This window comes from Paenibacillus sp. SORGH_AS_0306, from assembly GCF_030819345.1.
GTDB classification, from domain to species: Bacteria; Bacillota; Bacilli; order Paenibacillales; family Paenibacillaceae; genus Saccharibacillus; species Saccharibacillus kyungheensis.
In genome coordinates, this window is sequence record NZ_JAUTBP010000001.1 from 1,570,410 (window position 1) to 1,592,327 (window position 21,918).

General features: G+C 37.7%; 18 protein-coding genes and 1 pseudogene. 14 read left to right on the plus strand and 5 right to left on the minus strand.

The features are described 5' to 3' along the window. Positions 1 to 261 precede the first annotated feature (261 nt). Complete coding sequence (locus QE450_RS07055) at positions 262 to 453, minus strand: hypothetical protein (protein WP_273615983.1); 192 nt, start codon at positions 451 to 453, stop codon at positions 262 to 264. Positions 454 to 674: 221 nt separating this feature from the next. Between QE450_RS07055 and QE450_RS07060 the strand changes: the two genes are divergently transcribed. Both QE450_RS07060 and QE450_RS07065 read left to right on the plus strand, forming a co-directional pair. Then, entirely contained in the window at positions 675 to 881 is a 207-nt protein-coding gene (locus QE450_RS07060; protein WP_274170157.1) for a helix-turn-helix domain-containing protein, read from the plus strand. 153 nt (positions 882 to 1,034) lie between these two features. After that, a pseudogene (locus tag QE450_RS07065) lies at positions 1,035 to 1,400 on the plus strand (N-acetyltransferase family protein); the annotation flags it as partial. Between the two features lie 293 nt (positions 1,401 to 1,693). On the opposite strand, the gene QE450_RS07070 reads toward QE450_RS07065, so the two are convergent. Continuing rightward, complete coding sequence (locus tag QE450_RS07070) at positions 1,694 to 3,067, minus strand: helix-turn-helix domain-containing protein (protein WP_307298071.1); 1,374 nt, start codon at positions 3,065 to 3,067, stop codon at positions 1,694 to 1,696. Positions 3,068 to 3,282: 215 nt separating this feature from the next. Between QE450_RS07070 and QE450_RS07075 the strand changes: the two genes are divergently transcribed. From QE450_RS07075 to QE450_RS07085, 3 genes are all read left to right on the plus strand, one after another. Then, complete coding sequence (locus tag QE450_RS07075) at positions 3,283 to 5,853, plus strand: glycoside hydrolase family 3 N-terminal domain-containing protein (protein ID WP_307298073.1); 2,571 nt, start codon at positions 3,283 to 3,285, stop codon at positions 5,851 to 5,853. Between the two features lie 204 nt (positions 5,854 to 6,057). Further along, positions 6,058 to 6,912 carry a BglG family transcription antiterminator LicT gene (gene licT / locus QE450_RS07080; protein ID WP_273615988.1) on the plus strand — a complete coding sequence of 285 codons (855 nt, stop codon included), beginning with the start codon at positions 6,058 to 6,060 and terminating at the stop codon, positions 6,910 to 6,912. Positions 6,913 to 7,119: 207 nt separating this feature from the next. Then, complete coding sequence (locus QE450_RS07085; protein ID WP_307298076.1) at positions 7,120 to 9,048, plus strand: beta-glucoside-specific PTS transporter subunit IIABC; 1,929 nt, start codon at positions 7,120 to 7,122, stop codon at positions 9,046 to 9,048. A gap of 609 nt (positions 9,049 to 9,657) precedes the next feature. Here QE450_RS07085 and QE450_RS07090 read toward each other — a convergent pair. Together QE450_RS07090 and QE450_RS07095 are read right to left on the minus strand one after the other, a co-directional pair. Then, a complete protein-coding gene (locus QE450_RS07090) occupies positions 9,658 to 10,959 on the minus strand; it encodes an MFS transporter (protein WP_273615990.1) in 1,302 nt (433 codons plus the stop codon). Between the two features lie 99 nt (positions 10,960 to 11,058). Beyond that, positions 11,059 to 12,033: a glycoside hydrolase family 43 protein gene (locus QE450_RS07095; protein ID WP_307298079.1), complete on the minus strand. Its 975-nt coding sequence runs from the start codon at positions 12,031 to 12,033 to the stop codon at positions 11,059 to 11,061. 342 nt (positions 12,034 to 12,375) lie between these two features. On the opposite strand from QE450_RS07095, the gene QE450_RS07100 reads away from it, so the two are divergent. The 3 genes from QE450_RS07100 (at position 12,376) to QE450_RS07110 (ending at position 16,105) form a co-directional block, all read left to right on the plus strand. Then, complete coding sequence (locus QE450_RS07100; protein ID WP_204824337.1) at positions 12,376 to 12,798, plus strand: chemotaxis protein CheW; 423 nt, start codon at positions 12,376 to 12,378, stop codon at positions 12,796 to 12,798. Positions 12,799 to 13,352: 554 nt separating this feature from the next. Continuing rightward, on the plus strand, positions 13,353 to 14,177 hold the full coding sequence (locus tag QE450_RS07105) for a hypothetical protein (protein WP_307302617.1): 825 nt from the start codon (positions 13,353 to 13,355) through the stop codon (positions 14,175 to 14,177). A gap of 161 nt (positions 14,178 to 14,338) precedes the next feature. Next, a complete protein-coding gene (locus tag QE450_RS07110) occupies positions 14,339 to 16,105 on the plus strand; it encodes a glycoside hydrolase family 43 protein (protein ID WP_307298081.1) in 1,767 nt (588 codons plus the stop codon). A 173-nt stretch (positions 16,106 to 16,278) separates the two neighbouring features. On the opposite strand, the gene QE450_RS07115 is transcribed toward QE450_RS07110, so the two are convergent. Then, on the minus strand, positions 16,279 to 17,115 hold the full coding sequence (locus tag QE450_RS07115) for a sugar phosphate isomerase/epimerase family protein (protein ID WP_307298083.1): 837 nt from the start codon (positions 17,113 to 17,115) through the stop codon (positions 16,279 to 16,281). A gap of 266 nt (positions 17,116 to 17,381) precedes the next feature. Between QE450_RS07115 and QE450_RS07120 the strand changes: the two genes are divergently transcribed. The 6 genes from QE450_RS07120 (at position 17,382) to QE450_RS07145 (ending at position 21,913) form a co-directional block, all read left to right on the plus strand. Then, positions 17,382 to 18,056, plus strand: coding sequence for a phospholipase D-like domain-containing protein (locus tag QE450_RS07120; RefSeq protein WP_307298085.1), 675 nt, complete (start codon positions 17,382 to 17,384; stop codon positions 18,054 to 18,056). Positions 18,057 to 18,270: 214 nt separating this feature from the next. Then, positions 18,271 to 19,500, plus strand: a complete 1,230-nt coding sequence (locus tag QE450_RS07125) for a glycoside hydrolase family 43 protein (protein ID WP_307298087.1) — start codon at positions 18,271 to 18,273, stop codon at positions 19,498 to 19,500. Positions 19,501 to 19,612: 112 nt separating this feature from the next. After that, complete coding sequence (locus QE450_RS07130) at positions 19,613 to 20,113, plus strand: CBS domain-containing protein (RefSeq protein WP_307298089.1); 501 nt, start codon at positions 19,613 to 19,615, stop codon at positions 20,111 to 20,113. A 162-nt stretch (positions 20,114 to 20,275) separates the two neighbouring features. Next, the gene (locus QE450_RS07135; protein ID WP_307298091.1) at positions 20,276 to 20,827 is read left to right on the plus strand and encodes a GNAT family N-acetyltransferase; all 552 of its coding nucleotides are present in this window, start codon (positions 20,276 to 20,278) and stop codon (positions 20,825 to 20,827) included. Between the two features lie 30 nt (positions 20,828 to 20,857). Then, positions 20,858 to 21,358, plus strand: coding sequence for a GNAT family N-acetyltransferase (locus tag QE450_RS07140; protein ID WP_307298092.1), 501 nt, complete (start codon positions 20,858 to 20,860; stop codon positions 21,356 to 21,358). 18 nt (positions 21,359 to 21,376) lie between these two features. Next, on the plus strand, positions 21,377 to 21,913 hold the full coding sequence (locus QE450_RS07145) for a GNAT family N-acetyltransferase (protein ID WP_307298094.1): 537 nt from the start codon (positions 21,377 to 21,379) through the stop codon (positions 21,911 to 21,913). The last annotated feature ends 5 nt before the right edge of the window (positions 21,914 to 21,918 follow it).

Sequence of the window (21,918 nt, forward strand, 5' to 3'; positions counted from 1 at the left end):
TAGTTAGTGCATTTTATTATTTTAGTTTTTATGAGGATGGATGGACATCGCTACGTCAAAGGATGATCCTCTCGATCGCTGTTAAGAATGGATATTTTGAACAACTGCTTGCGCAGTAAATATTTATTCTTAGTGTATGCTTACGAAGTAGTTTTCTTGCGGAAACTTTTAAGGCGAACGCTACGCTTCTTACGGATCATTCCTTTTCCTTCGCTAAATCGGTGTCTTGAATGTATGTAGAAATGGATATAAAAAAAATAGTTATTCAGAGTTCCATAATTCTTGATGTAATTTGAACCCGTCTTTTAAACCTTGATAGTACATGATACGTTCAGACATACCCTGAACTAATGTAGAAGCTTGTTCATATTCCTTTAATATAGAAAAACCATTTTCTTCAATAATAGAACTTAATTGTTCAAAAAGACGCAGACATTGTTTAATTCTTGACAAGCTATATTTTCCATACGTAAAGATATAAATTGATCAAAATCAGAAATTAAGTTATTCATACTTATGCCTCCAACATTTAATTTTACATATAAATATTTAACAAGTTGAACTTTATTTTAATATAATAAATTATTTAGATGTGAGAAATCAAACTTTATTTTGATAAACAAAATATATCTGCTTATAATTAAATAAAACTTCGCTTTATTGAAAGGAATATTATGATTAGTTATAAAAAATTACAAAAATTATTAATAGATCGAGAGATCAAAAAACAAGAACTGGTTAAAATGACGGGTATTTCATCTGCTACGATGGCAAAGTTAAATACGAATGAATATGTATCTTTAGAAGTGATTGATAAAGTCTGTGAAGCTTTAGATTGTCAGCCAGGGGATTTGTTAGAGTATATTTCCAAAAAAGAATAAACGATTGAAAGATATAAGTTGCGTATTGAACTGTATTTTTTTATATACTTTAAGAAAATATTTAATTCAACGAAAATGATAAAGGGGAACATATCTATTTATTCATTTAAAAAAGTTTGTTGTTAACGGGTTAAGCTACATAAGAGTAAAATTCATTTATTTTTAGTAGCTGTAGTTAACCAACAGATTGTCGGATTTTCTAGATGTACAGGAAATACGCCTAAACGATTTGCTCATAAAATAGAATTTGGTGTGTGCGTGTTAAAAGATTTTTGGGGATATGGAATAGGAAAAAATTTATTACATGAGTCTATTTTGTGGGGAGATAATAATCATATTGAAAAGATAACGTTAAGTGTGACTGAAACCAATTAAAAAGCGATTGATTTATATCAAAAGATGGGTTTTAAAGTAGAAGGAGTATTGAAAAAAGATAAGTTATTAGCAAATGGTCAGTATTACGATACAGTAATAATGGGAAGATTCAAAAAGAACAATTTTGAGAATATCACCTTATAAAGATCAGTCTATCGATCAAAGCATATTTTATTTTAAATGCTAAATAATTTTAAAGAAGATTACAAATCGATGATCACAAATGTAATGTCTATTATTAATCGTACATAGGATAAAGTTACACAATTCCACTGAGCGTAGGGAGCGATATTGTTCTGAAAGAGCGAAGCGCTCGCCTTTGTAAATGGATACCTACCGCAAAGCGGTTAATCAAAGTATCTATTTGCAACAAGCGACGACAAGAACAATAACGTACCCGGAGCGCTGTAACTCACACCATCCCACACCAATACATTTCAAAACACCCCCACACCCATCCGCTCCCCACCCGTACGATTCTTCTGATACTGCTTCGGTGTAACCCCAGTGTATCTTTTAAAAATCTTCGTAAAATAACTCTGATCATGAAACTGCAACAACGTCGAAATTTCAGCTAACGAATAATGCGAGAGACTGATTAATTTTTTCGCTTCATCAATACGTTGTTGCTGAATATAGACAACAGGCGAACACCCAATTTCTTTTTTAAATAACTGTGATAGGTAATCCGCATTCAGCTTCGTTTCTTTCGCTAAATCTTGTAGATGAATCGGTTCGTACAGATGGCTGAAAATGTAATGACGTGTCAGATTGACTTCATGGGAATATCGTTGCTTCTGACCTTCCAGCACTCGATCGACAAAGTCAGCATTGCATCGCTGGGTAGTCATATGCACTTGCGCTGGATTTTCACATTCTTCGACTGCTTGAATATAAAAATCACTTAATGTATAAGCAATTTCGGCGTTCACTCCGCCATCCATCGCCGCACGTGTGACCAGCGTTACCGAGCAAATACCTAGATTCTTTTCGTTGCGTAACAAGCTTTTTTTCGAAAGTACTCCCAATTTCTCTGTCGGAAATCCCAATTCCCATTGAATTAAATCTTCTTTGCGACCTTCTCTTATATATTGCAGAAAGATACGTTCCATCTCAGGATTATGGTGATAACGATCAGGTGGTGTATATTCGGCTTCCTCGTGATAAGACAGTAAGGTAGACGAAGACAGATGTGGAATCGAGTCCAGATGAACACGATGTATAGAAGCGGCAGGAATATGCAAATTATGTTGAATCAATTCGGCGATATCCAATTCTTTTTGATATAACATAAAATAAATCATAACGGCTGCATTGTATATACGTTCTTTAGAGATCAGTGGCACATTTTTGTAAAATGCCCATACTTCATCTTGCTGACGAAAAGACAATTGGTGATCTACAATAATGCCTTTGATTAACTCTTCCGGTACAATCGCATTGAAAAAAGGCCCCGCTATCAGAGCGCCTTCGATATCGACAGAAGTACTCTCTGGCATAGGCAACGGATGAGATGAAGCAGGATCTATAGGTTCATTACTATTAGCTTGAACCGTAGGCTGAGCAGGTAAAGGTACGATCAGATACTGCTCTACAAAATTCGTTGCATGAATCAGTGGGTAATGTCCTTGAATATGTTGAGTTAATAGCTCAAGCCCTTCGCTTTTACTAGCATATAAAGGATTGAAGTTCTGTGCAGGATATTCTTCAATTAGCGCACCTTGTTGATCCACAATATAGAGTGGAACCTGATATTCAATATGTAAGCATTTTATTATAAATTTAAGGGTATTCAGCCAGGTTGTGTTCATATGATTGTGCAACTCCTATCGTTTCAAAATACGCTATGCATAAGATACTAATGATAACGTATTTATTATTTTACTAAAAAAATAGGAATAATACCATAAATATAATGTCATAACGCTTACATTAAAGCAGTAGACAAAAGCGATCCCTATAAAGCAAAGATAAGATCGCGATACAACACAAATAGAGAATAGCATTGGGAAACGAGGGCATACGAATGATAGGAATATGGAACAGTACATCACAATTACAATCATCCAAATGGAAATTTTTATTTGAGGTTCAGCAAGAGTCTCCTAAGCCAACACCACAAGATTATTCTTTAACGGTACAGATGGAGCCATTACCACTTGCTTTGGATATCAAGCATATACATGTAGAAGGCAATACGCTAAAAGCAACAGGAAGTGTAGTCGTTTTGCCACATGGTGAAGGCGAAGCTACGATTGAAATGGTTTTTGAAGAAGATTGCTTTACAGGCTTTATCTCTTTGCCTTTTACAGGTGTGATGAAGTTAGATGGTACAAGAGGTAGAGGACAGTCGTTGAGTGAAGAATTGATCAACGTGGTTGCTCCTTACCATAAAAATAATGTTGTCGAACGCACAGCAGAAGATATTGAAGCTCAAGTAGAACAATTGCTTGGACAGATGACCGTTGCTGAGAAAATCGGGCAAATGAGTCAGTGTATGGCTTCTGATTTTGCTTTTGGTGGCGATATTGAAGCCGAATCGGCAGATGTGCTTGTAGAGCAAGGTCGTACAGGCTCCATTCTAGGTGCTTTTAATAGTAGTCGTGTGTTTGAATTGCAAAAAACAGCAGTAGAAAAATCGCGTTTGGGTATTCCGTTGATGTTTAACGCCGATGTGATTCATGGTTTCCAAACGATTTTCCCTGTGCCACTCGCATGGTCTTGCAGTTGGGATATTGAAGCGATTCGTGAAGCATGTGCGATTGCAGCCAAAGAAGCCACAGCTACAGGAATTACGTACAATCATGCACCCATGGTTGATATTGCGCGTGATGCGCGTTGGGGACGTGTAGTCGAAGGCTCAGGCGAAGATCCTTATCTAGGTTCATTAATTGCTAGAGCACAAGTAGAAGGGTTTCAAGGCGCAAGCTTATTTGATAAAGAAACATTGATTGCTTGTCTCAAACACTTTATTGCTTATGGTGCTTCCGAATCCGGTCGTGATTACAATACGGTTGATATTTCAGAATGGATGTTGCGTAATCTGTATTTGCCTCCGTTCCAGGCTGGACTTGAAGCTGGAGCAGCATCTGTGATGAATGCGTTTAACTTCTATCAAGGGATTCCTATAGCAGCTAGTGAATTTATTTTGAAAGATTTGCTACGTGATGAATTAGGGTTCGATGGTATTCTAATCTCTGATTATGGTGCAGTCGAAGAAATTTATACACATGGTGTTGCCAAAGATCGCAGTGAAGCTGCACGTCTATCCTTAAATGCGACAATGGATATCGAAATGGTATCTCAGACGTATGAACAATTTTTACCCCAACTTGTAGCAGACGGTAAAATTCAAGAACAACAATTGGATGATGCGGTACGACGCATTTTAACATATAAATATCAGATCGGTATTATGGATGATCCTTTCCGTTATGTACGTCCTGATAAAGAAGTGGAATATCACTTTAACGAGAATCATCTTCAAGCGAGTCGTGAGTTGGCACAGAAATCGATTGTACTACTCAAAAATGAAGCTCAGACGTTACCGTTACATGTTGCTGAATCTAGCGCACGTATTGCTGTAATTGGACCTTTTGGTGATAACAAAGATTTGTTAGGGCCATGGCAGTTTTCTAAATATGGAGCAGATACTGTTACTTTATTAGAAGGATTACAAGCCAAAGGTATCCAAGAAGATCGTTTATTATACAGTGAAGGTTCCAAAGTGAACGAACCGATTGCAGGTGGAGTAGAACAAGCACTTGAAGTAGCCGGACATGCAGACGTTATTTTGTTAGCATTGGGTGAAAATAGTGATATGTCTGGTGAAGCCGCGTCTCGTATGAATATTACGATTCCTGAACCACAGCAAAAACTAGCTGAAGCTATCGTGGAATTAGCGAAGCAATCCGGTAAAGCTGTTGTGCTTGTTCTCACCAATGGACGACCGCTAGTACTGGATTGGTATGAAGAGCATATGGATAGTATTGTAGAAACATGGTTCTTGGGTTCACAAGCCGGACATGCAATCGCTGATGTATTAGTCGGTGATTATAATCCATCTGCGAAGTTAACGATGAGCTTTCCGAAGCAATTGGGTCAAGTACCGATTTATTATAACCACTTTAATACCGGTAGACCTGTAACAGCTGAAAATGAACATGAGAAATACATTTCTAAATATTTGGACGGCCCAAATGATCCTTTATATCCTTTCGGATACGGGCTTAGTTATAGCCAATTTGAATATTCAGCAATAGAATTAGATCGTCAAGCGATGCAACGTTCTGAATCCATCACAGCGACTATTCAAGTGACCAATACAAGTTCAGTATCAGGAACAGAAATTGTACAGATGTATATTCAGGATCTATACGGAAGTACTGTTCGACCTGTTAAAGAACTAAAAGGGTTCCAAAAAGTGACTTTAGCTGGAGGAGAGACTGCTCAAGTACAGTTTGAAATCACCGAAGAAATGCTTAAATATTGTAATTCACGCTTGCAATGGGTAGCGGATGCTGGTGAATTTAAAGTGTATATCGGATCAAGTGCCAAAGCAGTACAAATGGCAGAGTTTGAATTGATCGAAAAGTAAGCTTGAAAATTCCTTTTTACATCACCACAAAGTAAGTGCTTACAAAAAACTATTGCTAACGTTTTAAGGCTATGTTACTATGGATTCACAGAAAACCAAAAACACACGGATTGTTACTGTTTACTCAGGCAAAACCGAAATTGACGTTCCAAGTCATTTTTGGTTTTGCCTTTTTGACTATTTTGATAGTAAAAGGTGATGGGAATGAAAATAGCACAAGTTCTGAATAATAATGTTGTGACTGTCATCAATCCTGCTGAACAGGAAATGGTTGTTATGGGGCGAGGTATAGGTTTTAAAAAGCACCCCGGCGATCTGGTGGATGAGACAAAAGTAGAAAAAGTATTCAAGCTCGAAAATAGGGAAGTCTCACAAAAGTTGATGACATTATTATCAGACATTCCCATCGAATACGTAGATTGTTCAGATGAAATTATTCGATATGCGCAGACGATACTGGGTAGCAAATTGCATGATAGTATTTATATTTCATTAACCGATCATATTCATTTTGCGATTGAACGTTATCGACAAGGGATAGAGATTCGAAATGCAATTCTTTGGGAGATCAAAAAGTTATACCGCAAAGAATATATAATCGGAATGAAAGCTCTGCAAATGATTGAAGATAAATTAGGTGTGGAACTGACTGAAGATGAAGGTGGATTTATTGCACTGCATTTCGTTAATTCGCAATTAAACGGCGAGATGAGCGAGACGATCAGTATGACTAATATTGTCAAAGACGTGCTACGCATAGTGACCAGACATTATGTATTTGAAATGGATGAAGAATCACTAAGTTATTTCCGCTTTTTGACGCACCTGAAGTTTTTTGCACAGCGTGTACTTCATGATACGGTCAGCGATTCTGGCGACAATCCTCTACATGATATGGTCAAAGTCCAATATCCTAATGCTTATGCTTGTGCACAAAAGATTCAATCGTATACAAGCAAAATTCATCAGCGTACTCTTTCTAAAGATGAATTATTATATCTGACAATTCATATCGAACGTATTACCAAAGCAGAACATGCAGAAAGATCAGAAGGGTAGATCATTGAACCGACCGATACAAATAAATACACCAACGAATGGGATTGTGACTTTAATTAGGCAAAACCTGAATGTGGATAGATGACCATGCAATATGCGGTACACGTATTGTATGTACTGTCAGTATAGACTGACTCATTTATAGACATTTAGGTTTTTTTGTATCTTAATCGTTCAGTCGCCCTATATAAAAAGGAGAAAGACAACATGGATAAAGAGAAACTATCGCAAGACATACTGGATTTGGTAGGCGGTACAAGCAATATTGATCAAGTGACACATTGTATGACAAGACTTCGTTTTAACTTAAATGACGATAATCTGGCTAACAAAGCTCAATTGGAAAAAACGCCGGGCGTTATGGGTGTTATGAAAAATGGAGGACAATTTCAAGTTATTATCGGAAATGAAGTAGCAAATGTATACAAAGAATTAGTGAAAAAGATTCCAGGAGCAGGTCAGCTAGAAGAGACAGCTTCAACCAAGCCGAAAAAGAAACAAAATCCGATCAGTACACTGTTTGATTTTATTTCAGGAATGTTTACCCCGATCTTACCAGCGATAACAGGCGCAGGAATGATAAAAGGGATTGTCGCGATCCTTGTTGCTTTAGGCTGGATGTCGAATACCAGTTCGACGTATATTATTTTATCGGCGATTGGAGACGGAGCATTTTACTTCTTACCGATTATTTTAGCGATTAGTGCTTCTCGTAAGCTAGGCAGTAATATGTATATCGGGGCAGCCTTAGGAGCAGCTATTATGCACCCGACGATTACAGCATTATTATCTTCAGGTCAAAGTGTGACTTTTGCCAGCATCCCTGTAGTTGCGGCAACGTATTCTTCTACCGTTATTCCGATCGTTATTGCGATCTGGATCGCTTCTTATGTTGAGAAAGCAGTAGATCGTTATACGCATGTTTCTCTCAAATTGCTAGTCGTACCTACAGTTACATTGCTGGTCATGGTTCCACTCACATTGATTGCTATCGGGCCGTTAGGTTCTATTATTGGTAGTGGGTTATCTGGAGGTATTGCATGGTTATTTGAAAATATGTCGATTGTCGCAAGTATTCTGATCGGCGGCACGATGTCATTGCTTATTATTACAGGAATGCATTACGCATTAACTCCAATCGTTATCGGTTCAATTACAGCATTAGGATATGACTTTATTATTCCATTGATGTTCGCGGCGAACTGGGCACAAGCAGGTGGAGCACTAGGTGTAGGACTTCGTTCCAAAAATGCTCAAACCAAATCGCTCGGTTTCTCTACAGGCTTAACTGCGATTATGGGTATTACTGAACCTGCGATGTATGGTATCAATATGAAATTCAAAAAGCCATTTATAGCTGCTCTTATCGGTGGAGCTATTGGTGGAGCATTTATGGGTATCTTCCATGTAAAATCATATGTTATTACAGGCTTAGTAGGTCTACCAAGTGTAGCGGCATTTATTAGTCCATCCATCAGTACATTGATCTATGCGTTATTAGGTGGTCTGATAGCATTAGTATCTGCAACAGCGATCACTTACTTTATCGGTGTGAAAGAAAGCTCCGAAGAAGCTGAAACGACTCAAGCTACAGCAAATGAAGTAAACAGTACTCCTGTAGCATCGAATACTGTAGCAGCATCCAATGTGATCGATATTCATCAACCTGCTGTACAACAAGTTATCGCGGCTGATATTTTCAGTCCGGTTGCCGGCGAAGTGAAGCCACTAAGCGCTGTAAATGATCCTGCTTTCTCACAAGAGATTATGGGGAAAGGCGTAGCGATTGAACCAACAGAAGGACGAATCGTATCACCTGTCAATGGAACAGTGTTCTCTGTATCCAAAAGCGGGCATGCTATCGGGCTTGTCAGTGATACAGGCACCGAAATGTTGATTCATATCGGAATTGATACCGTCAAATTAAAAGGCAAACATTTTACACCACATGCCAAAGCAGGAGAGACTGTGAAGATCGGCGATCTATTGATGGAGTTCGATCTCAAAGCAGTGCGAGAAGAAGGCTATGAGACGATTACACCTGTTATCGTAACCAATATTAATGATTACAATAATCTTCAATCGTCTACACAGTCCAATACACGTTCTGGTGAATTATTGTATAAATTAAGCTAATCTTATATCAGGTAATAGATAACAGATATAAGTAGTGAAGAGTGTTAGACTGATTCTGCACTTATAGTGAATTTGGAGCCATCATTAGCAGGTAAGCCGAATATACTATATAGAAGTGAAAGAATACGCTATATAGAAGTTAGCAGAGAAGCAAAAAGAGCTTGAACAATGTCGTGGGTGATTGCTCACCGGCATCGTTTAAGCTCTTTTTGTTGCTTTACCATCTTGCTGGCATTACGCCGTTATTGTTGAGTTCAAATTACAGATCTCCGCTGAATGCTTTAATTACAAAAATACCACCAAATACAATAGCAATACCCAATACAGCATACCAACGTTCTTTCACTACATTGTTCACGAGTAGACTCCTTTAAATCGTTATCGAAATCATTTAGCATTGCTCACATAACCAATCCATATTGTACCAAAATCTATTTTTAATTCAACCCTTTTTGTAGGAATAGGCAAATAAATATATGTACAAAGCAAAAGCCTTTCAGCGTAAAATACTGAAAGGCTTTTTTGTATTATGATATCTACAATCAACAACTTATATCGTTCTGATGACGCTTACTAATAACGCTTACATATACTGCTTATCAAGCTACATTATACTTTAGGTACAGCTACCATTCGTTCTTTGTTTTGCTTCGGTGTAACACTTCCTACAGGCTCACGTTTATTTTTATCATTAGATAGTCCAAAGATCGAAATAACCGTAATTAATAATACAATAGCACTCAAGAAGTAATACGTATTTTGAAAACCAATACTGGTGTACATATTACCTGCAATACTTGAAAAGACAACGATTGCCGCTTGTTTGGCAAAGTTAAACGCTAACAAATAGATCGTAGCAGACAAACGAATATCGAACACACTTGTAATGTATTTGAAGATAGATACTAACAATAACGGCATTTCAACAGCAGCGATCAGACGTAGCAATGATAAGCTGACAGTATCTGTTGCGATAGCGGTTCCAAAAATACGTACAAATGTAAGTAATCCGAATAACAGTAGTCCATTTTTAGCACCAATTTTGTTAATAATAAATGGCATAAAGATCATCAATATCGCTTCTATTGCTGTCTGTAACGATACCAGTTCACTAAAGCGCTGTGTACCTAATGAAGGCGATGCAAAAAATTGATTGTAATAGTTCGGGAACTGCTGATCGAACACATCGTATACACTGGCTGTACCGACAATCAGTAGAGACAAGAACCAGAAGTTTTTGAGTTTGAAAATCGAAAATACACGTTCTTTTGTAATTTCACTAGAAGCTTCGTTGGAATCCGCAGGTACACCTGCTGCACTCGCAGAAGGATCAACTTTGGCTGTATGCAATAGAATCCCTAGTACAGCCGCAGAACAAGAAGCGAACCAGAAAATACTAATTGGATTATACAGATACATCATTCCACCGATTAATGTTGCCGTAGCACCAGCTATCGAACCGAACAGACGTACACGACCATATTCGATAGAGCTTGCACGACTTGCACGCTCAATATACGCTTCGACAACCCCAACGCCACCCTGGAACACAGCACTTAGGTAAATACCGCCAATAATCGCGCCTACCCAAATATTATATTGAAGAAGTGGAATAAATAAAAAGGTGAAGAAAGGTCCCATAAATAAAGCAACAATAACAACAAACCAGAATAGATTTTTGCGGAATCCTAGTTTATCCGAGATCACTCCGAAAAACGGTTGATAACATAAAGCAATTAACGAAATCGCTGAAAAGACAAGTCCAGTATGGCTAGCATCAAGTCCTGCTTCTTCTTTTAACCAGATCGGTAAGAACGCAAGAACAACCGCCCAGATTAAAAAGTAGAAAAAGAACAATCCGCCGAAATTCCAAAAATTCCATTTTGGTAATTTGATATTGTTTAACTTCATGATTCATTCATCTCCGTATCCATATCGTTGTCTCTATTTATAAAAGAACAAAATCTGTATTTAAGAACATCTGTATTTAAAATCAAACAAAGTCTTTATTTATGAACGAACAAATCCTGCATCAGGAACAGGTTTACCAAAATTCGGTGTACCATCTTCATTCCATGTAATCACTTGTGCGCGTGTATGACGGTTAGGATCGTATAGCGGATCGCCTGTAATTTCAGTGTAATTACGTCCATGATAGACAAGTACATCATGTTGATCATCTTCTGTACGAGTAAAGCTATTATGACCAGGGCCATATTGTCCATTTTCAGCAGCACTTGTAAATACAGGTTGTGGTGATTTGTGCCATGAGTTCGCATCTAACAAATCGCTATTCTCGTCAGCAGTCAGTAGACCCATGCAATAGTTCTCATCGGTAGCGCTTGCAGAATACGTAATAAAGATTTTACCGTTGCGTTTAAGTACAGCTGGCCCTTCATTTACAAGGAAACCAATCACTTCCCAATCCAGTTCTGGCTTGGTCAACATCGTATATGTTCCTTTAAGTGTCCATGGATTTTCCATTTCCGAAATGTATAAATTGGAATTGCCCGGAATATCATAATCGCGTTGTGCCCATACATAATACAATTTGCCTTGATGTTGGAAAGTAGTTGCATCTAGAGCAAAAGATTCCCATGCTGTAACAACCTGTCCTTTTTCAACCCATTGACCTTCTAAAGGATTAGCCGCATCTGTCTCGATCACATACATACGGTGATTAAACGTACCATTCACTGGTTCAGGTACATCAGCAGCAGCAAAGTAGATATACCATTTCTCATTGATATAATGAAGTTCTGGAGCCCAGATTAAGTTGCTAAGAGGTCCCTGATCTGGTTTGCGCCATACGGTTACCGCAGGAGCATCTGCTAATCCTTGAATCGTCTGAGCACGTCTAACGTCTAGTCGATCATATTCAGGTACAGAAGCAGTGAAATAGTAATATCCATCTGTATGTTTGTAGATCCATGGATCAGCACGTTGCTCCACAATCGGATTTTTGAATTCAGGTAAGTTGGTCATGATATCGTCTCCTTGAAGTGAGGTATAGCATTATCCTGATTTCTTTTCAGGTAACGCTTACAAATTTAATATTAAAAATATGTACGTACATTTATAGTTTATATAAACATTAATAATAAACTGATACATACACTAATTTTCTAAATAGTAGCACTTATTTAAACATATTTCAAGAATATTGATCAAATTAGATCATATACTTGTCTGCAATCGTTATTTTTCAGTGCTAAATGTACGTACATGTAGATAGATCAAGAAAGTAGTAAAGAATATGAACCATTTGGTCGATAAAGTATATATATAGGCAAATGTCAGATTATATTGTTCGAGGAGCTAATCATAATGAAAATCGAATTGATCGTATTTTATGTAGCAGGTCAAGCTTACGCTATTAACTTTAATGAAATTGATGAAATTCAAACTGCTAAAAAAGGAACACCATTGCCATTTTCAGAAGATTGGCATGAAGGATTAATTACAATTCGTGGAGCATTATATCCGTTGGTTAATCTGCGTAAAGTACTAGCTGTTTCTTATGAAGAACCTAAAGAAACAGACAAAATGATTTTGCTTCGTCGTACTCGTGTTGCTTTATTGGTAGATGAGTTAGACAACACAGCAACTGTAGAAGAATCCGAATTAAAAGAAAATCCAGAAGCAAATAGTCGCGATATTTTACCAAATGCTTTTGAAGTGAATGGCAAAATTATTCCGATCGTTAATGTAGAATCTTTGTTGTCTTATACACGTAACGCGTACGTCTAAACATATGCTTAAGTAACAGAACATCATATTTTGCATCTACAGCAAATAAAAAAAGCGCCACATGCTTATTGCAGGGCGCTTTTTTGTACTTTAAATAGTACATAAGGATGTACTTAATATTTTTTGTATTAAGAAAGTAATGATTATGTACCCTCTACATACATTTCTGTACCGCTAATATGAGATGCTTGATCAGATCTGTAACGCTAATTTAAGATACCTGATCAGAAAGTAAGAAAAATACAAGATTAGCCACTTGCTCGGATGTTGTTCATAGGCAATATCAGCCTTGATTCCAAGAACTGTACCACCTGTTTGTTCTATTTCTTGAGCGGTCTGTTAAGCTGTACTATGAGTTGCTGTATGGTGAATGATAACCATGTAAATGAAGTCAATCAAAATGATAAAATAAAGATATTTTTATTTATACGCCATTATTTCGAGCGCAAAGTTCCTTAATTGACGAAACCGGTATTAACTACTAAAATGGCTGTATTCTGAATATGTGAGAAGTTCACTATACCCAAAAATATATCAAGGAAGGTGTGATGATCATACATACAATATTGTTTGTGACTGATTTATATTATCCTGCCAAAGGAAGAAACTATTATGAAGAAGATTTGTTTTTAACCTCAAAATTAAGAGAAACTTTTCATCTGGTTATTTGTCATCCCGAAGATATTGAAGCATTTGAAGATCATGCAGATTTAATCGTTTTTCGAAATGCAGGTCCTATTGCTAATTTTAAAGTCAAATACGAAGCATTTCGTAAACGAGTTATTGCTAAACATTTAAATACGTATAATTCGTTGGATGGAAAAGCGGACATGAATGGGAAAGAATATTTGATTGAATTAACAGATGCTCAATTGCCTGTTATACCGACTATTGATACTATTGATCATTTGGATAAACTTCCTCACGGGCATATGTACATTATAAAACCTAAAGATGGAGCAGATTCAGTTGGATTGAAGTTTGTTGAAAAAGATAAACTGGTTGAAGAAGTGAAGGCTCATTCAAAAGATACATTAATACAGCCATTGATCCATTTTGAATATGAAGTTTCTTTTTATTTTATTGACAAACAATTTCAATATGCGCTTTATGCACCTGATAAAGACAAGCGATGGGAATTAAAAGAATATACACCTACTGATAAAGACTTGCATTTTGCTAAACGGTTTATTGAATGGAATAATATCCATTGGGGTATTCAGCGAATTGATGCCTGCCGAAATGAACAAGGAGAACTCTTGCTAGTCGAATTAGAGGACTTAAATCCTTATCTTTCTTTGCTAGAGTTGTCTGAAGAAAAGCGGAATAACTTTGTAGAAGTGATGAAAGATTCTTTGCAAAAGGCTTTAAAAGGATAAAGACAAGAAGTAGTTCAATGAACTGCTTCTTTATTTTGTAATTAAAAATATATCTTTTAACTTATATTGTAAGCGTATACTTTTAATTCAATACAGAATCAGGTTATGATAGAAGTAGAAATGAACACGTTAACAAAATAGATTATAGGAGGAAGTTAAAGATGAGCTTACGTCCCAATGAATCATTTTACAACAATCCTATTATTCATGAAGATTATTCTGATCCTGATGCTATAGCAGTAGGTGATGATTTTTACATGGTTGCTTCTAGTTTTGCGCATGTTCCGGGATTACCGTTACTTCATTCTACTGACCTTGTGCATTGGAAATTGATTCATTATATTTTGCCAGAGCTCCAATTTCTTGAAGGATCGTCTGATTATGATCTACCCAGACATGGAGAAGGAGTATGGGCACCTAGTCTTCGTTATCACAATGGGCGCTTTTGGGTATTTTTTAGCACACCAGATGAAGGGATATTTATGTGTTCTGCCAAAGAACCAACCGGCCCATGGACAGCACCGCATTTATTGAAAAAAGTAAAAGGGTGGATCGATCCATGTCCATTTTGGGATGAAGATGGTCAAGGGTATCTTGTTCATGCTTTTGCTCATAGTCGTACAGGGATTCGAAGTAAGTTACAAGTATTCCGTATGAGTGCAGATGGTCGTGAACTTCAAGGGGAAGGGCAGATCATTTATGATGGTGGATTAGTGCATCCAGTTATGGAAGGGCCTAAATGGTACAAACGAGAAGACATGTATTACATATTTGCTCCTGCAGGCGGTGTCAGTCATGGTTGGCAAGTCGTGTTGCGTTCGGAGCATATTTTTGGGCCTTATGAAGATCGAATTGTACTTCAGCAAGGCAATAGTCATATCAATGGCCCTCATCAAGGAAGCTGGGTAGAGACGACAGCGGGAGAGTCATGGTTTTTACATTTTCAAGATAAATACGCTTATGGACGGATTACACATCTTCAACCGATGGAGTGGAGTGATGGGTGGCCGATTATCGGGCAATATCAATCAGGTGATACAGCAGGCGAGCCTGTGGAGACGTGGCGTATGCCTGTTGTTCCTCCATCGACAGCATCTGAAGATTCCTTGAGTTCCCGTTATTCATTGTATGATGAACAGATTCAACTTATCAGTAAAGCGACTATGGCATTTGGATTACAGTGGCAATGGCAAGCTAATATTCAAGCAGACTGGTATGCTACCGATTATGAACATCAAGAAATACGATTATATGCTTGTTCATTTCCTTCTCAGTTAGCAAATGTGACTGATCAAGCGTTATTGTATGAAGCACCTCAATTGTTATTGCAAAAACTACCTTCGACAGATTTTACAGCAACGACCTGTATACACATTTATCCTCAATCTGTTACCGAACGATTCGGAATGACATTATTTGGACGAACATATACGTATTTAGCGATAGAGAAGAATGCAGAGCAACAATATCGATTATCGTTGATCCGAGGTTATACCTATCAAGATGAAGATGGACAAGAGCTAGAGCATCCTGTAGAACAAGAAGTGTGGCATACTATACTTGATGATCTGGAAGCCATTTCTTCACAAACGTATATGCCTAATCCTATCTATATGCGTGTATCGGTATGGTTAGACAATGAATCAGCCCATTATTTGGCACCGATCAGTGATGCGAGAGAAGATCAGATTCCAGTCTCGATTCTGCATGCTGCTCAATCTCAGTTTAGCTATAGTTTGGACGGTACGAATTTTGTAGATATTCCATATGTAGCATCAGTTCATCCAGGGCATTGGGTCGGAGCCAAAGTAGGGATATTTGCAGTTGATCTTAACAAAGTCAGTGAAATAGTCCAATCAACAGATCAAGATCAAGGTACGATAGGATATGCGGAGTATAGTCTTTTTGTGATAGAGCAACAGAGTTAATATAACAGATTAGTGCACATAGTATAATTTGATTGTTGCACGTTCATTATAGCCATACGTCAGACTTCTTAGGATAAGCATAAGAAGTCTGACGTATGGCTTATTTGTGGTCTACCTTATTTGTATATATTATCGTCTGCTATTGGTATGAAGCATTAACAATCAATATCTAATTAAAGGGTAGAGATGTTACGAAATACATGATCAAATCCATGTTGGGAACGCTCCCATAATAAACTTGTCGAATCTGTTGGAGATTCTGGGGTTAGAATTTCTTGCGTGACCACGCCTGTATATCGGATATCTTGTAAAGCCTGTAGAAAAGCAGGCAGATCAATCACACCTTCAGCAGGATATAGCCGATCATTATCGAGAACTTGATCAAGTGGCACGTCTTTGGCATCATTAATATGCACATGGACAATCTGATCTGCGCGCAATTGACGAATATCATCTGCTGTAAATTCAGTGGTATAGCAATGATAAGCATCGACCAACAAGCCAACATTACTACGATCGATCCCATCAATCATTGTGAGTGTATCTGCAACCGTGTGAATAAAGGGATGCTTCCACGCAGTACGCAAATGATGCGGGCCTACAAATTCCAGTCCCAGTCTAATACCGTAAGCATCTAAGATCGAGGCAATATGGCGCAGACGTACAATACTTTGTGCCATGTAGGTAGCAGGCAATTCATCTGTTGCAGGTAAAATATATGTACAACAAGATTTACATCTAAGCAAAGAAGCATGATAAGCGGTGACAGCAAGTGATGTTAATTGTTCACGAAAAATAGCATCGGTCTGACGCCACTCTACAGGTAGACCGATAGAGCCTACGATAACATGGTGATCTTCCAGCAATTGACGTGTTCCTTCCAAACCATGATCAGCAATTAGTGTATCTGTATTGATATCTACAGCGCCGAATCCATACTTACGAGCAGAACGTACTAATTCCTCTGTTGAAATAGAACCTAATCCAGCCTGACTTATTCCTTTAATCATTGTATGATCATCTCCAAATTGTACAGGATGGTTATACTATTCGTGTTGTAGAGAGTGAACTCCTGTATGATATCCAGATTATAGGATATATTCTGGTGCAATTTTGATTACAAAGATCATTCGTTTATAATAAAATGTATTGATTTGTTGGCAAATTGCAGTAAAAGCAGTCTCCTTGGTGCCAATCATAACAATACGCTCACAAATACAATGATAAGGATGAGCATAGAACGAATTTGTTTTACAAAGAAAGGGTTTTGCAAATTATGACTATATTACGTCGCAAATTCTGTCTGATAGGTATTCTTTTGACGAGTACAGTATGGATAGTAAGCGCATGTTCCAATACGTCAAAAACGATCTCTCCTGAAGTCTATTCTGTTCCACTACATGAGAACTCCGGTTATGTCTCTTCTACAAATATGGAATCTTCTCCATCGGCTTCCACAGATGCCAAAGCAAAAGCAGGCACAACAATTGATTATGTATTTACTTCGGAAGGGCAGAAGCCCGATCAGTTGATTATAAATCTGATCAATCAATCACAAGCTACATTGGATGTAGCGATTTATAATTTGTCACGTGAATCGATTATTCAAGCATTAGTAGAAGCGCAAAAGCGTGGTGTACAAGTGCGTATTTTGACAGACAAAACAAAAGTAGAAAAAAAATCTCAGATCAAAGCGTTACAAGCCTTAGTGGATGCAGGAGCAATCATCAAAATTAATACATTTGAAGGCAAAATGCATGAAAAAATGCTAATTGCTGATCGTAAAATAGCAACAGTAGGATCATTTAATTACACAGATGAATCGAGTGAAGAAAATGATGAAATATTAGTGGCTATCCATGATACTAATTTAGCAGAGCAATGGGTTACCATTTTCAATAATATGTGGAATGATGATAAACGATATCAGATATGGACAGCGGATAAGTAAGATTTATCAATCGGGAACTGATTGTTAATTTATTTCAAATAGAGCTATGTATGATAGTGAGTATCACCATACTATTGAAAATTTAAATATTCCTTTTATTGTATATTTGACTTAAAAAATGGTTTTTACTACAATAAGAAAATATACTTCCTATGTGGGGAGTATATTTTTATTCATTTTTGTAAGCGTATACAAAATAAAAGGAGGCAACGTTATGAATCTATGGTCTACAAGGAAAAAATGGGTACCCCTTGTCTGCGGGTCAGTATTATTATCTTCACTCATCATGCCTGTACAGATGTCTTCAGCGGCAACTTCTAGTACTCCATCAGAAATGAATATAGCTGCCAATACGTCATTTACGCCCGGTGCAGTCTGGAATGATACCAGCGGTGTACCTATTCAAGCACATGGTGGAGGCGTACTGTATAACCAGCAAGATCAGACTTACTACTGGTATGGAGAAGATAAAACAAATGGATATCTACCTGCTCGCGGTGTTCATGTGTATGCTTCCAAAGACCTTTACAATTGGGAGGATAAAGGGTTAGCTTTGACAGCGATTGAATCGGAAGATGATTTTACAAATGATCCATTGATTTCTAAGCTATATGCTGGACGTAAAGATACGGCTAACATACTTAATGATATTGGAACAAACCGAATTATAGAACGTCCTAAAGTAATTTATAATGAGAAAACTGGTAAATATGTAATGTGGATGCATACTGACGGGCCAAGTGCTACATCGACAGCGAACTATGCCAAAGCTCAAGCGGGGTATGCATTATCTGATTCACCTACAGGGCCTTTTGTCTATGGAGAAGGGCATCGTATGGATCGAGCTCCCAAAGATGCAGAATATAACGGACAACCGGATCAACCCGGTATGGCAAGAGATATGACTCTTTTTAAAGATGATGATGGAACAGCATATCTCGTCTATTCCAGTGAAGAGAACTTGACGATATATATTTCCAAATTAAATGATTCTTATACTGATATTACCGGCTGGCATAAAGAAGGCAACGTAGAGCGTGATCAAGAGTATCAAGCTGTATATGGTGAAGACTATGTACGTGTATTCCCGGGTGCGCAACGTGAAGCACCTGCGATGTTCAAGCACAATGGCAAATATTATATGGTGACATCAGGAGCAACAGGATGGGACCCGAATGTGGCTAAGTATACAGTAGCAGATCATATTTTTGGCCCCTGGGCACCTTTGAAAAATTTTGCACCTGCGAGTCAAACAACATTTGATTCTCAAAGTACACACATTCTTCCGGTAGAAGGAGCACCTGGTACATTTATTTATATGGGAGATCGCTGGAAAAAAGATAATCTCAAAGACTCACGTTATATCTGGTTACCGATAGAGATTGCTGATGATGGATCTATCGTACTCAACTGGCGTGATCAGTGGACATTAAACGATAAATAACTTTGTCTAGTTAGCTATGATTTACATCTATTTCACATGATTCGTTATCGCCTTTAATCTTAGAAGAGTAGGATAAACATAAGCTCTTATTACAGAAAGAAGGCGATCAATCATGATTAGTCAGATGCTGAAGCCCTTACTGAGACAAGTTAAGAAATATGAAGTCACTCCTATGCAGACAGCTACTATGCCTGAACCGCCTCATGAACCTGAAGAGACATTGACCCTGACCGATCTTCTTCGTAGTGCTCCTCATGTTACAACCAAGCAGACATGTGAACAGACACTGAAAGTTATGTTCAGTTATCCAGAAGCTGAAAGTATTGTTGTATGCGATAAGCTACATCGTCCGGTAGGGTTGGTGATGTGTGGCCGTTTTTTCTTTCGAGTTAATGGATGTGCAGGAATGGACGGATTCTATATGCAGCGTGTAGTCAAATTAATGACTCAAAAACCTCTTATCGTGGATGTGAGAGCTACTGTAAGTGATGTGCAACTGCAAGCAGAACAACGTGCTGAATATTTCCGCAATGATAGTATTATTGTTACGGAGCAAGAACGTGTATTAGGTATTATTACAGCGACTGATCTACGCCACGGATATCGAAGTTAATAAAGACCAGTTCTTATTATTTCATTCTTATTATAATGTTAATGAAAGCTGTCCTAAAGGGCGGTTTTTTTGTATATTATTATTCAAGATTTGGTAATCACGCTTGAAGCACATATATGGTAAAATACATATAACCTATTTCAATCAAAGGAGCAGATACATATGAAAATTGAAGATATTTTTGGAGAACTGCCTGTATTGGAAACGGAAAGAATGATTTTGCGTCCGATTACGATGGATGATGTAGAAGACATGTATGCTTATGCTTCCGATCCAGAAGTCACTCGCTATGTAACCTGGCACGCTCATCAATCGATAGAAGAAACCAAACAATTTATTTCATTTTTGCTAGGGAAATATGCAGAAGGTGCTGTTTCTCAATGGGGTATTGAACATAAAGAATCCGGTCGCTTAATCGGGACAATGGGATTTATTAATTGGAACACCAAGCATTTCAAAGCAGAAGTAGGGTATGCGCTTTCCAGAGAATTTTGGAATCGCGGGTATACTTCGGAAGCGATGGAAGCCATTATTGACTTTGGCTGGAATCAGATGAAGTTGGTACGAATTGAAGCACGTTGTATGCCGGATAATATCAATTCTGCTCGTGTGATGGAGAAGGTTGGTATGAAGTATGAAGGCTTAATGCGCAAAAACTTATATGTAAAAGGTAGATTTCACGATGCCAAAATCTATGCTATTGTTGCTGATTAATACGCTTACCTGATCAAAGGAGTTTGTTCTATGACTATTTCTACTACAGTAGAGTTAACATTATATCGTCCTGAATATGTTGCAGACCTGACTCAATTTCATTTGCCAGAAGAACAACTTCAATTTACAGCTTTACCTGTCGATTCATTAGAAGAAGCGCTGACTGATCCTCAGCGTTATCCGATAGTAATTATAGCTGAACGTAAAGTGGTTGGTTTTTTTGTGTTGCATACAGGACAGGGCATTTTGGATTACGATGATTATACAGATACTCTACTTGCAGAAGTGATGCTGATTCGAGCACTATTGATCGATTCTCGACATCAAGGTAAAGGGTATGCCAGACAAGCGATGGAGTTATTACCAGCATGGGTTAGATACCATTTTCCATTTATCCATGAGTTATTATTAGCAGTTAATGAACGTAATCTCGCTGCGCAACATACTTATACGGTTGCAGGTTTTAAAGATTTGGGTCATCGTCCTATAGGATTAGCAGGCCCTCAACGAATAATGCATTATTTTTTGTAAATGGAGGCGTACATTAATATGAGTGTCGTTCGATTTGAACCGATCGAAGAACAGCATTTGCCTGAAGTGCTATCGATTTATAATCATTATGTAGAACATACAACAGTCTCTTTTCACACAGAGACGTTATCACTAGAACAGATGCACGCACAGATTATGAATGTACCTGCTCATTACAAATCATATGTGATTATAGATGAATCGTCTTCAGATACTGAATCGGCGTCTTCTTTATCTAGCTCCGGTATTGCTGGATACATACTGATGACTCAACACAAAAATAAGCAAGCATATGATGTGACCGCAGAAGTCACTGTATATCTCAAGCCCGGACAGACGGGACGAGGATTAGGTGGCAAATCTCTTTCTTTTCTCGAACAAGCGGGTATCGATAGTGGATTTCATGTATTGATTGCCACAGTTTGTACCGAAAATATAAACAGTATCGCTTTATTTGAACGTTATGGTTATGAGAAATGTGCACATTTTCGTGAAGTCGGTTATAAATTCGGTCGTCGTCTCGATATTGCAAGTTACCAGAAAATTATCGGTTAATTATA